The sequence below is a fragment of the Dyella sp. CR10 genome (genome assembly GCF_055814425.1).
The window spans coordinates 3,738,903-3,750,964 of sequence record NZ_CP185986.1 but is presented as its reverse complement, the minus strand read 5'-3'; the positions used below and the strand labels follow the sequence as shown (position 1 = coordinate 3,750,964).

10 protein-coding genes are annotated in these 12,062 nt (G+C 65.3%); 7 read left to right on the top strand and 3 right to left on the bottom strand.

Annotated features, from left to right (window positions below; translation table 11 throughout):
- Positions 1-13 precede the first annotated feature (13 nt).
- Positions 14-1,015, bottom strand: a complete 1,002-nt coding sequence (locus ACNR9O_RS16920) for a polyprenyl synthetase family protein (RefSeq protein WP_473686709.1) — start codon at positions 1,013-1,015, stop codon at positions 14-16.
- 177 nt (positions 1,016-1,192) lie between these two features.
- Between ACNR9O_RS16920 and ACNR9O_RS16915 the strand changes: the two genes are divergently transcribed.
- The 6 genes from ACNR9O_RS16915 to ACNR9O_RS16890 all read left to right on the top strand — a co-directional run bounded on the left by ACNR9O_RS16915 (position 1,193) and on the right by ACNR9O_RS16890 (position 8,012).
- A complete protein-coding gene (locus ACNR9O_RS16915) occupies positions 1,193-2,392 on the top strand; it encodes an MFS transporter (protein WP_473686711.1) in 1,200 nt (399 codons plus the stop codon).
- A 94-nt stretch (positions 2,393-2,486) separates the two neighbouring features.
- The gene (locus ACNR9O_RS16910) at positions 2,487-3,476 is read left to right on the top strand and encodes a DedA family protein/thiosulfate sulfurtransferase GlpE (protein WP_473686713.1); all 990 of its coding nucleotides are present in this window, start codon (positions 2,487-2,489) and stop codon (positions 3,474-3,476) included.
- Between the two features lie 125 nt (positions 3,477-3,601).
- Entirely contained in the window at positions 3,602-4,198 is a 597-nt protein-coding gene (gene ssb, locus ACNR9O_RS16905; RefSeq protein ID WP_473686715.1) for a single-stranded DNA-binding protein, read from the top strand.
- 744 nt (positions 4,199-4,942) lie between these two features.
- On the top strand, positions 4,943-5,860 hold the full coding sequence (locus tag ACNR9O_RS16900) for a pirin family protein (RefSeq protein WP_473686717.1): 918 nt from the start codon (positions 4,943-4,945) through the stop codon (positions 5,858-5,860).
- 254 nt (positions 5,861-6,114) lie between these two features.
- Complete coding sequence (locus ACNR9O_RS16895) at positions 6,115-7,248, top strand: sensor histidine kinase (protein WP_473686719.1); 1,134 nt, start codon at positions 6,115-6,117, stop codon at positions 7,246-7,248.
- On the top strand, positions 7,245-8,012 hold the full coding sequence (locus ACNR9O_RS16890) for a response regulator (protein ID WP_473686721.1): 768 nt from the start codon (positions 7,245-7,247) through the stop codon (positions 8,010-8,012). The genes ACNR9O_RS16895 and ACNR9O_RS16890 overlap by 4 nt, the downstream gene beginning before the upstream one ends.
- On the opposite strand, the gene ACNR9O_RS16885 is transcribed toward ACNR9O_RS16890, so the two are convergent.
- Complete coding sequence (locus ACNR9O_RS16885) at positions 7,977-8,771, bottom strand: TorF family putative porin (RefSeq protein WP_473686723.1); 795 nt, start codon at positions 8,769-8,771, stop codon at positions 7,977-7,979. The two genes, ACNR9O_RS16890 and ACNR9O_RS16885, sit on opposite strands and share 36 nt — an antisense overlap.
- An 848-nt stretch (positions 8,772-9,619) precedes the next feature.
- On the opposite strand from ACNR9O_RS16885, the gene ACNR9O_RS16880 reads away from it, so the two are divergent.
- The gene (locus tag ACNR9O_RS16880) at positions 9,620-11,002 is read left to right on the top strand and encodes a hypothetical protein (protein WP_473686725.1); all 1,383 of its coding nucleotides are present in this window, start codon (positions 9,620-9,622) and stop codon (positions 11,000-11,002) included.
- 108 nt (positions 11,003-11,110) lie between these two features.
- Here the strand turns inward: ACNR9O_RS16880 and ACNR9O_RS16875 are convergent, their stop codons facing one another.
- Positions 11,111-11,995 carry an isocitrate lyase/PEP mutase family protein gene (locus tag ACNR9O_RS16875; protein WP_473686727.1) on the bottom strand — a complete coding sequence of 295 codons (885 nt, stop codon included), beginning with the start codon at positions 11,993-11,995 and terminating at the stop codon, positions 11,111-11,113.
- Between the last annotated feature and the right edge of the window lie 67 nt (positions 11,996-12,062).

Sequence of the window (12,062 nt, the reverse complement as noted above, 5' to 3'; positions counted from 1 at the left end):
CAAAAGGCGCGGCTCAGTAATTGCGCTGCACTGAATAATCGGCCAGCGCCGCCAGCGCGTCGCGATAGGCTGACGGCGGCAGCACCGCCAGCGCCTCGCGCGCCGCGTTGGCATGGTGTACGGCCCGCTCGTGCGTGCGGTCCAGCGCGCCGGAATCGCGGATCGCCGCAATGATGCGATCGAGCGAATCCAGGCCGCCGTGCTCGATCGCATGGCGCAGCGATTGCACCTGCTCCGGATCGGCTTTCTGCAGCGCATAGATCAGCGGCAGCGTCGGCTTGCCCTCGGCGAGGTCGTCGCCGATGTTCTTGCCCAGCGTATCCGCATCGCTGATGTAGTCGAGCAGGTCGTCCGCGATCTGGAACGCGTAGCCCAGCTCCATGCCGTAACGGCGCAGCGCAGCCACCTGCTCGGTGGAAAGGCCGCCCAGAATGCCGCCCAGTTCGGTGGCGGCGGCGAACAGCACGGCGGTCTTGCGCTCGATCACCGCCAGGTAGGCGGCCTCGTCCACGTCGGCATTGCCGATGTTGAGCAGCTGCAGCACCTCGCCCTCGGCGATGGTGTTGGTGGTGTCGGCCAGGATGCGCATCACGCGCATGTCGTCCAGCTCCACCATCAGCTGGAACGAGCGCGAATAGAGAAAGTCGCCCACCAGTACGCTCGCCGCGTTGCCCCACAGCGCATTGGCGGTCTTGCGGCCGCGGCGCAGGTCCGACTCGTCCACCACGTCGTCGTGCAGCAGGGTGGAGGTATGGATGAACTCGATCACCGCCGCCAGCTTGATCTGCTGCTCGCCCTGATAGCCGGCGGCGCCGGCAGCCAGCACGTGCAGCATCGGGCGCAGGCGCTTGCCGCCGCCGGCGATGATGTGGTCCGCGATCTGGTTGATCAGCACCACATCCGAGGACAGCCGGTGGCGGATCAGGGCGTCGACCCGTTGCATGTCGTCGGCGGCCAGCGCGCGTACAGCGGCGAAGTCGATCGGGCGGATGGCGGCGGCGGGCATCGTGGTCATGGCGTTATCGCGGCTTGGTAGCGAACGATTATAGGGGCCCGCTGCGGATTTTCGCCGCCGCGCGGCACCGGTGGCGCGACGCCGGGCCGCAGGGAGCCATGCCGGGCTGCCCGTATACTCCGGATTCGCCCCTGCGCCAGCCTGGTGCCGGGCACGTTTCCGTCCAGTGGTTCCCCGGTGAGCAAACTCTCCAGCCTCGAACTGCGCAGCGCGCTGACCCTGGCCTGCGTGATCAGCCTGCGCCTGTTCGGCCTGTTCCTGATCATGCCGGTGTTCTCGCTGTATGCGCAGCACATGCCGGATGCCAAGCCGCTGCTGATCGGGCTTGCCCTGGGCGTCTACGGTCTTGGGCAGGTGTTGCTGCAGATCCCGCTGGGCCTGCTGTCCGATCGCGTGGGACGCAAGCCGGCGATCACCCTGGGCCTGCTGGTGTTCGCGCTGGGCGGGGCGGTCGCGGCGTTTTCCCAGACCCTGCTCGGCATCGTGATCGGGCGCGCCTTGCAGGGCATGGGCGCGGTGGCCGGGGCAGGCACCGCGCTGGCGGCGGACCTCACGGAGGAAGACAACCGCGGCAAGGTGATGGGCATCATCGGCGTGTCGATCGGCGTGGCCTTTCTGCTCGCGCTGATTCTCGGGCCGCCGCTGGAGGCACTGCGCGGTCTGTCCGGCCTTTTCGGCGCGACCTCCGTGCTGGCGCTGATCTCACTGTTGCTGCTGTGGATCGCCGTGCCGACGCCGGCACGCAGGCAAGCCCCGGCCGCCGCCTCTTTCGGGCACGTACTGGGCATGCTGCGCGACGGACGCATGCTGGTGCTCAACGGTTCGGTGTTTTTCCTTCATGCGTTGCTGACCGCGAGCTTCGTCGGCCTGCCGCTGCTGCTGGCGGACAAGCTGCATCTGCCGGTGAACCGCCACTGGGAGCTGTACTTGCCGGTGATGGTCATCGCCGCCTTCGTGATGGGCGCTTGCATGCATCGGATGCGCGAGGTGGCGCAGAGCCTGCGCATCGTGGCGGTATGCGTGGTGGCCATTGGCCTGTCCCTGCTCGGTTTTGCCCTGGGCGGCGACCATATCGCCCTGCTTGGCGCCATGGGGGCGGTGTTCTTCTCGGCCTTCAACCTGCTGGAAGCCGCGTTGCCCAGTCTGGTATCGCGGCTGGCGCCGGCGACATTGCGCGGGGCCGCCATGGGGGCCTATTCGACCAGCCAGTTCCTCGGTGCCTTCGTCGGTGGGGCAATCGGTGGTGTCGCGCTAGGTCGGCTGGGCACCGCCGGCGTGTTCGCCTGTGCGGCCGCCATGACCCTGCTCTGGCTGCCTCTGGTGCTGGCAGGCGCGCGCCGGATCGTGGTGGGCGAGGCCGCTTCCGCGACGGCCTGAGTGCGGGCATCACTGGCGTTTGCAAACCGCCGGCGGCGCCCCAATCATGCGCGTATTCAAGCCGGCCCCGCCGGTCCCTCCAGGGTGCGTCCCCATGGCCCATGAAATCGTTGCCCTGCTGGCCGAATACGGCCTGGTGCTCGTCTTCCTCAACGTGCTGGTGGAGCAGGCCGGCGCGCCGGTGCCGGCCGTGCCGACCCTGGTGGTCGCCGGCGCGCTCGCGGCCAACGGACAACTGCCGCTGGCCGGGGTGCTGGCGCTGGGGCTGCTGGGCTGTCTGCTCAGCGACCTGGCCTGGTACTGGGCCGGACGCCGCTACGGCTCGGGGGTGATGCGCACCCTCTGCCGCATCTCGTTGTCGCCGGATTCCTGCGTGAAGCAGTCGGAACTGCGCTTCCAGCGCTGGCGCGGGCAGGTGCTGCTGGTTGCCAAGTTCGTGCCGGGCCTGTCAACCGTGGCGCCGCCGCTGGTCGGTGCGCTGGGGCTGCGGCCCTGGGCGTTCATCCTGCTGGATGGGCTCGGCTCGCTGTTCTGGCTCGGGTCCGCCGTGGGCCTGGGCTACCTGCTGGCGCCGCAGATCGACGACGTGCTGGTGGCACTGGGCAATGCCGGCACCATCGCCCTGGAAATCGTCGGCAGCCTGCTGGCGCTCTATATCGTGGGCAAGTGGTGGCAGCGCCACCGCCTGATCGCCACCCTGCGCATGGCGCGCATCTCGGTGGACGAACTGAAGCGGGCGCTCGACGAAGGCCTGACCCCCGTGCTGGTCGATGTGCGCTCGCCGGCCGCCAGGATGGTCGACACCCGGGTCATCCCCGGTGCGCTGCTGGCGGACGCCGCCGGTATCGACCGCGCCGTGCACGATGTGCCGCTGGACGCCGAACTGGTGATCTATTGCAGCTGCCCCAACGAGGCCTCGGCTGCCGTCGCCGCCAGAAACCTGATGCAGCAGGGCTATCGCCGCGTGCGGCCGTTGCTTGGTGGACTGGATGCCTGGGAGGCGGCGGGCTACGCCGTCCATCGCCTGCCGGCGGAAGGCGCCGACGCACTGGACAGCGATCTGCCTACGCAGCACGCCGCCTGAGGCTCTCGCGAAAATCGTCCGTCGTCGCTCGGCATGAGACGACCCGCTCGGTATGATACCCGGCCATATCAACCCCGGCCGTACTTACCCTTTACTTACGGCCGGCCAACAGAGGAAACCCATCCATGGCACGTGGCGTCAACAAGGTCATTCTGGTCGGCAATCTCGGCGCAGATCCGGAAACCCGCTACACCGGCAACGGCACGGCGATCACCAGCCTGCGCATCGCCACTTCAGAGCAGTGGACCGACAAGCAGAGCGGCGAGCGCCAGGAGCGCACCGAATGGCACCGTGTGAAGCTGTTCGGCAAGCTCGCCGAGATCGCCGGCGAATACCTCAAGAAGGGACGCCAGGTCTACATCGAAGGCTCGCTGCGCACCGACAAGTACACCGACAAGGATGGCGTCGAGCGCTTCAGCACCGACATCGTCGCCAACGAGATGCAGATGCTCGGCGGCGGTGGTGAAGGCGGTGGCGCGGGCGGTGGTGGCGGTGGCGGCTTTCAGCGCTCGCAAGGCGGCGGTCAGCGCCAGGGCGGTGGTGGCGGCTACGGCAACCGTGGTGGTGGTGCCGGCGGTGGCGGCGATTACGGCAATCGCGGCGGCGGCAACGACTTCGGTGGTGGTGGCGGTGGACGCGGCGGCAACGACTACGGCTCGCGTCCGTCTTCGCCCGCACCAGCCGAGAACAACAGCTTCGACGATGACGATATTCCGTTCTAGAGGACACCTTAGACCGTCTTTGTACGGTTATGACTTACAAACCCCCGATTCGTCGGGGGTTTTTCTTTTTCAGGACTGGACGATTTCGTGCCGCGCTCCGTCCCGAGCTCTCGCCTGCACCGTGAGAACGGCCATCTGCACGCCATTGAGGGGAAACAGGCTTTGTTCGGGGCTGCATGGGATGCGAGCGCAGAGGTTCGCGTCAATGCAGCGATCTCACTTGGAAGGCTGGGGGCTACGCCTGATGTCATACATGCGCTGGAAGTGCTTCTGCTCGACGAGTCGAGTGAAGCGCGTGAATGGACTGAGCTCGGCCTTGATATCGCTAGAGGGGCCGGCTGACTGGTGCTCTGAAGAGCGTGCGTGTACGAAGCGGTCGGGCTCCAGGCGCCGCCGTCAGGACACGCGTCGAGGATGAGTCGCCATGACGGCAACGAGGATGTCTATGCCGATTCGGTTCATGGTGCGGAAATATCGAGAGACGCCGTGGACGTAGGTATGGACGTCCAAATGCGGTAGCGGCGGCGTCGTAGACGTGCTCGCGGCGGCGTCAGCGGGCCATCACGGCGACAATCGCGCTTCACGCTTCACGGTGTCGTTTCGATGGCCTGCGCACGGACGAGGCTAGCACCGCTAGCCGTCATGGCCCTGCCTCCACCCTGCCTTCAGTTGGGTGGATGGCATGTGCCTGCGCTTATACAGTGCGCCGCCCTCCCATCGCGCAGCGCCTGCAAGAGGAAGTCCATGTCCACTCCCGTCATCTTGCCCGCCGGCCTGCGCTTCTTCGGGCCGGTCATGCGTGAGCCGCATGCGGTCGGTCAGCATTGCCATATTCGTCAGTTCCGCCATACCGATTTCGGGCAGGCGATGAGTCCCCTGGTACTGGCCGATCATTTCGTGATGACGGGGCCGACATTCGAAGTGCATCCGCATGCCGGCATGTCCGCGGTCACCGTGTTGTTCGAAAGCACGCAGGGCTGGATGAGCAGCCACGACAGCGTGCACAACGACCACCGCATCGAGCCTGGCGACCTGCATTGGACGCTGGCGGGGCGGGGCATCGTGCATACGCAGCAGCCGGAGGGCGCAGGAGCGCGACTGGATGGCTTGCAGTTGTTCGTCAACCTGCCCAGTCGGCTGAAGCGTATCGATCCGGCTACCTTGCTGATCCGCGCTGACGATGTGCCAGTGATCGAAAGCCATGGCATACGCCTGCGCGTACTCGCCGGTTCGCTTGGCGGCAAAACATCACCCTTGCCCACGCCGGAGCCCATTCTCATCGTGGATGGGCGCCTGGATGCCGATGCGCGCGTCAATCTTCCCTTGCCGGCGGGGTGGAATCTCTGGCTGTACGCGCGAGACGGCCAGCTGAAAGTGCACGAACCCGGCATGCCGGAAAACGAGATCGAATTGCCGTCCGGCGCGGCCATGGCGATGGCCGCGGAGACGGATGGCACGGTGCAACTGCGCGTCTCCGCCCGCGAGATCAAGGCAACCAGCCGCTTTGTCGCCATCGCGGGACCGGCCATCCATGAGCCCGTCGTGCAGAAGGGCCCCTTCGTCATGAACACCGACGAGGATATCGAGCAGGTCATCGCCGACTATCAAGCCGGGAAGTTCGGCACCGTCAAGCCGTTTGCGCTGCACACCGGGTCGGCATGAGCGGCTAGAACGATCCCTGCAAGGGCGGAGCCACTTTTTATGGCTTCTATACGGCCAGGGCGCTGCCGCATACCGCAACTTTATGCGGTTCGCCAGCACAATGCCGACATGAAGCCGATGACTTTCTTCCATTACGAAGCGCGCTGGTCGAATGCGCGGCATGTCCGCTTGGAAGGGGCGTGCGACAAGTGTCTGCACGGCCTCGATCCCTGCTGACCGCTTGCATGCGCGCCGGATGGTCAGCGTGGCCGCGCTTGTCGCTGTTGTTCTTGCCGCCCCCGACGCAAGAGCTGGCGGCGAGCACCACAGCGCTGCGTGGGTTGTTTCCCGCTTTGGTGGCCTGCGGTCTGACGACAATCGTTGCCGGGCTGCTGCTGCAGTTCTTCGATCTTTCCAACGTCGTCGCCTTGTTCCTGTTCACCGTCGTGCTGGTGGCTCTGCGCTGGGGAAGTGCGGCGGGTGCCGTGGCGGCGATGATCGGCGTGGTGAGTTTCGATTTCTTCTTTGTCCCGCCGGTGTTCTCGTTCCATCCGTCGGATGCGCAGTATCTGTTCACGCTGGCACTGGTGTTCGCGGTGGCGCGGGTGACTGGGCGGCTGGCCGAGCGGTTGCGCGAGGCGGCGGCGAAGGCGGCAGCGGATGAGTGTCGCGCACGCGAGGCGCGGGTCCGCATGGAGGGCGAGCGGCTCCGGCATGCGTTGCTGGCCGCGGTATCGCATGATCTGAAGACGCCACTGACCGCGATCCGCGGGATGGCCGAGATGCTGGAATCGCCCGGCGTGTTGCCGGCCGACGAGCATGCCGAGGTGGCGCGTGCCATCCGGCAGCAGGTCGACGCGCTGCATCGCCAGGTGGTCAACCTGCTGGATATGGCACGCATGCAGGAGCACGGGATTCACCTGCGCCGCGAGTGGCATGCGCTCGACGAAATCATCGGGACAGCCCTGGCCGGTGCGGAAGCGTCGTTGGGGCGGCGTCACGTCCATGTGCGGATGGACGCGGACTTGGCGCTGGTGGAGCTCGATGCGGGCTTGTTCGAGCGTGTTCTCGCCAATCTGCTGGACAACGCGGCGAAGTACACCGTGTGCGAGGGTGGGATCGAGATCGGCGCGCGTGCGGAAGGGCCCGACTTGCTCGTGTATGTGCAGGACGATGGTCCCGGTCTGCCGCCGGATATCGCACCGGATGCGCTGTTCGCGCCAATTGCGCGCGGACCGCATGCGTCTGCCATCGGTGGTGCCGGACTGGGGCTGGCGCTGTGCCGGCGCATCGTCGAAGCCCATGGCGGCACGATGCGCGCGTGTTCGCGCGCGTCGGGCGGCGCACGCTTCGAGATACGCTTGCCGCGGCGTCGTCCGCCGCCGATCGAGGCGGAGTCCTGCCCATGACTCGCCCACGCATCCTGGTCGTCGAGGACGAAGCCGACATCCGGCACTTCGTTCGGCTCGCGCTGGAACGCGAAGGCATGGCGGTGTTCGAGGCCACCAGTGCATGGGATGCGCGCGTCGGGGTCGCCACGCGGCAGCCGCAACTGGTGATCCTGGATCTGGGCCTGCCCGATGGCGACGGCAAGGACGTCATTGTGGATCTGCGCGGCTGGTCCAGTGCGCCGGTGCTGGTGTTGTCGGCGCGCGAGCACGAGCAGGAAAAGGTGGCGGCGCTGGAGGCGGGCGCGGACGACTATTTGGCCAAGCCGTTCGGCGTGCCGGAGCTGCTTGCGCGCGTGCGGGCGCATCTGCGGCGGGCCAGCCTGCTCGGCTGGGGTGGTGCACAACCTTCCGTCGTGCGCTTCGGCGAGGTCGCGGTGGACCTGGCGACTTACGAGGTCAGGCGCGGCGAGGTCGCCGTGCACCTGACGCCGATCGAGTTCCGCCTGCTGGCGACGCTGATCCGCGGCTGCGGCAAGGTCATCACCTATCGCCAGTTGTTGCTGGCCGTGTGGGGCCCGGGCTACGCCGATCGCCCCCACTACGTACGCGTGTACATGAATAACCTGCGGCAGAAGCTCGAGCTGGACCCCGCACGTCCCCGGCACCTGATGACCGAGCTGCAAGTGGGTTATCGCCTCGCAGGCTTGCAGCGAGGCGACACCACCTCCGCGGTCTCTCCGGCGGCGCTAGAACGTCGCCTTGAGGCCGGCTACCACGCGTGAGCCGTAGATATCGCCTGAGCTGTGCGCGCTGGTGTCCCAGTAGCGCAGGTCGAGCGAGGTGTGGTCGTTGATCGCCCAGCTCAGGCCCAGATTCCAGGTGTTGTAGGCGAAGCGGCTGACGCGGCCGTCGTCATGCGCCGTGGCGTGGGAAATGGACTGCCGCCCCCAGGCACCGGACACGCTCCACGACGTGTCGAACGCATAACTCAGATTGGCTTCGCCATAAGTCGCTCGTCGGGATATGCCCGGAAAGTTGGGCGAGTGATACGCGGCGAGTCCGAGCGTCAGCGCGCCGAAGGCGTGCGAGGCGCGCAGATAGGTTTCCGCGTAGGACTCGCGCAACCCGCGCGGCTGATCGCGGTAGCCGTAGTAGATGTAGCCGAGATCGAACTGGATGCCGGCGACGGTGGGGCGCCAGCCGCCATAAAGGTCGATTTCCTGGCTGGTACTGGTATCGCCCGAAGGCGAGAAGTCGACGTTCGAGGTCCAGGCGCCGAGATACCACTGGCTGCCATAGGTGACATCCACGCCGGCGAAGCCGGAGGGGCGTTCGTTGGTCTGGCTGATGCCGCGAAAGACGTAGTCCGTCTGTGCGCCGACGTTGAAGGCGGCGTGCCAGCCGGAGGGCATGTTCGACGGTGGAGGCAAAGGCAGTGCCGTATCTTCGGACACCGGCGCGCCAATGGCCTGCTGCGCGGAAAGGGGATGAGCCGTGCCGAGCAGCAGCGCGGCAAGGGCAAGAGGAAGAACATGACGCATGGTGATTCATCCGCAGGTAGCGGTGCGCGAAACGCTCTTGCGCACCGGATGGAAACTGCGGCGGATACTAGGAATGGCCGTCTAAAGACGGCGATGAGTTTTGCCCGCGGATATCAAGGCCGCATCAAGTCGCGGCAGCGTGGCGTCAACGCCACCTGGCGTCGATGGCATCGGCGATCGAAAGCAGCGGAGCCGTCGCGAGAAATCGGCGTCAGGTTCACTTACTGCAGCCTGGTCGGTGGCTGGGTGGATGTTTGCGAAACGTTGAGCCCGAGAAAGGGGGCTTCTAAGCAACGTAGCTGCACTCTCTCTCCGAAGCCATGATTGAAGCGAAGACTCGACGCCTGCAAACATCCATTCAGCTCACCAATCTGCTCGTAATAAGTGAACCCGACCAAGATTTGTTTATACAAGTCGATCGCCGCCTAAGTCGCGTGAACAAAACGTGTTCGCCGTTGCCAGCAGCTTGTGCAAGATCGCGCACTGCTAAAAAACCAGCGAATAACGTGAAGTGAGATGAGAGGCGTTAGCGTCAACTTGGATTGCCAGTAACTCGCCTCGTTTTATCTCGTCGAATCATGTGCACCCGCTCCCAAATTTTTTTGAGTGGTAATGGCGTAATGCTCCGGATTGCATCGGCGCGCTTAGGCATTCTTGCTTAGCTATTTCTTGCTTAAAGCTTTCTTGCCGCTCGATGCTTTCACGCCCACTAGCCGTATCGCACCGATAACATCGGCGCCCCGCGCAAGGTCTATTCATGCCGCATTTTCATGCGACATGAGTTGGAGTGCGCCTGCGTTCGCGGGCCATAGCTCATAGCTCAATCAAACAAACAGGAGTGTTGGTACATGACGATGGTCAAGCGTCCACGGCACACGTACGTGCCACGATACCTTTCGCATCTCGCTGTCTTCTTCATCGCGCTATGGCTGGCCTTCACGCCATCCGGTGCGCGCGCCGTTCCTTCCTTCGCGCGGCAAACGCATCAAGCCTGCGCAAGTTGCCACGTCGGCGGTTTCGGTCCGCAGCTCACGCCGTTCGGGAGACAGTTCAAGCTGCTCGGCTATACCCTCAAGGTCGGCGACGACACGAAGGTTCCGCTTTCGGCGATGCTGGTCGAGGCATTTACCCGCACGAGTAAGTCGCAGGGGGATTCGCCGGCCAAGGGCTTCGAACGCAACGACAATCTGGAGCTTGAACAGGCGTCGATGTTCTTGGCCGGTCGCATCAGCGATCACTTGGGCATGTTCGCGCAGGCGACCTACTCCGAGAACGGCGGCAAGCTGGGCTGGGACAATACCGAGCTGCGCTATGCCCGCACTTTCACGGCATCCGGACACAGCGGTCTCTGGGGCATCTCGTTGAACAACAACCCAGGCATGAGCGACGTGTTCAACACCACGCCGGCCTGGCAATTCCCCTACATGTCGCCGGATCTCGCGCCGGGCGCGCCGGCCGCGCCACTGTTGTTCGGAGGCTTGGCCGCGAATGTGGTCGGCGCCAGCGCTTATACGCAGATCGACGGTGCGTGGTACGTCGAAGCCGGCGGCTATCGCTCGCTGTCGCCGGCGGCCCTGCATCATGTCAATGTGGACTTCGCCGGACGCCTCGCCGGCGTCGCGCCGTACGGGCGCATCGCCTATATGCACAACGTGGCGGACGGCAATATCGAAATCGGCGGCATGCTGTTCGACGCCCGCAAAGGTCTTGTCGGCGTGAATGCGGAAGGCAATGCCATCGGCCTTCCCGGCCCGACCGACCATTTTCGCGATCTTGGCATCGACGCGAGCTACCAGCACATCGACGGCACCGACCACGTCGTCACCGTCAAGGGGCTCTATATGGATGAGCGCCAGCGCCTGGACGCCACTTACGCGACTGGCGGCGCCGAGCACCTGCACAACTCATTGCGTGTGCTGAACCTCGACGCCAGCTACTGGTACCAGAACACCTGGGGCGCGACCCTGGGCGCGTTCGCCAATAAAGGCAGCGCCGACGCCCTGCTTTATACCGGCAGCGGCAAACCCAACACCGACGGCGGCGTAGTCGAGCTCGACTGGAATCCCTTCGGCAAGTCGGACTCGTGGGGCGCGCCCTTCGCCAACCTGCGTCTCGCAGCGCAATACACCTTCTACACGCGCTTCGCCGGGGCGGTCCGCAACATCGACGGTGCGGGACGCAACGCCCACGACAACAACACGCTGTACATGTACGCGTGGCTGGCGCTCTAGTCGCTGCGGCTATGCAGCCGGGATGTCACGACTCGAAGTGATCCGCCGGAAATGACTGTAAGCCTCACCGGCATGCCGGTGAGGCTGCGGGCGGGCAGTCGGCGAGTATCAGTATGTCGGCGTGGAGACCTCGCGCATACGTTCTGCCTTAGGTGCGCTCCTTGCGAACAAACCGTTCGCTTCGCTCGGGGACAACATCCGCTCACCCATCGTGTCGTAACACCCCTCATCGAGCGCTTCTGCCGCCATGGCGCCCAGATGTGCCAGCGTGGTCTGCATCGGGCCGCAACCCAGGCTGATGCGTCGCACGCCGAGTTGCTGAAGCATTTGCGCAGCCGGGGCGCCCGGGTAGCCGGCGTAGACATTGAGCGGCACCGGTAGCCATTGCACCAGCGTTGCGATGTCCTCGGCATTGGCGAGCCCAGGAAGGAAGATGCCATCGGCGCCGGCGTCGATATAGGCCAGTGCACGCTTTCGCGTTTCCTCCAGGCGCGCTTCCGGCGAGAGATTGCTCAGATAGGTATCGATGCGCGCGTTGATGAAGAACGGCAGATCATGATGCCGCGCCATCGCCCGCACACAGGCGATGCGCTCGCACAGCACGCTCGGGTTCGCCAGCGTCTGCGTGCCCGGCTCGGTGCCGTCCTCGATGTTGATACCCACCACGCCCAGTTGGATCAGTGCGTCGACCATGTCGCTGGTGGCTTGCGTGTCCTGTCCATAACCGCGTTCGATATCGACGCTGACCGGCACAGAGGCCACTCCGCAAATACGCCGGCAAGCGTCCAGCAGATCCTGCACGGGCAACTGCTCGCCATCGGGATAGCCAAGCGCCCAGGCCATGCCGGCGCTGGTGGTGGCGATCGCCTTGGCGCCCGCGTTCTCGATCACCCGTGCACTGGCGGCATCCCAGGCGTTGGGGAGCATCAGTGGCGTCGGGCCGGCATGCAGGCGATGGAGAAGCTCGGCACGCGCTCTCTGCTCGCGATTCATGATCCTGGCCTGTGTTTTCACCCCACGTCGGGTAGGTGAAGCAGACCATGGGGCGGCCTAGCCGGGC

Bases quoted from the DNA above. Each gene is read 5' to 3' on its own strand.
- ACNR9O_RS16875 (WP_473686727.1), bottom strand. From the start codon at position 11,995: ATGAATCGCGAGCAGAGAGCGCGTGCCGAGCTTCTCCATCGCCTGCAT.
- ACNR9O_RS16880 (WP_473686725.1), top strand. From the start codon at position 9,620: ATGACGATGGTCAAGCGTCCACGGCACACGTACGTGCCACGATACCTT.
- ACNR9O_RS16890 (WP_473686721.1), top strand. From the start codon at position 7,245: ATGACTCGCCCACGCATCCTGGTCGTCGAGGACGAAGCCGACATCCGG.
- ACNR9O_RS16920 (WP_473686709.1), bottom strand. From the start codon at position 1,015: ATGACCACGATGCCCGCCGCCGCCATCCGCCCGATCGACTTCGCCGCT.
- ACNR9O_RS16910 (WP_473686713.1), top strand. From the start codon at position 2,487: ATGGCCCATGAAATCGTTGCCCTGCTGGCCGAATACGGCCTGGTGCTC.
- ACNR9O_RS16885 (WP_473686723.1), bottom strand. From the start codon at position 8,771: ATGCGTCATGTTCTTCCTCTTGCCCTTGCCGCGCTGCTGCTCGGCACG.
- ACNR9O_RS16900 (WP_473686717.1), top strand. From the start codon at position 4,943: ATGTCCACTCCCGTCATCTTGCCCGCCGGCCTGCGCTTCTTCGGGCCG.
- ssb (WP_473686715.1), top strand. From the start codon at position 3,602: ATGGCACGTGGCGTCAACAAGGTCATTCTGGTCGGCAATCTCGGCGCA.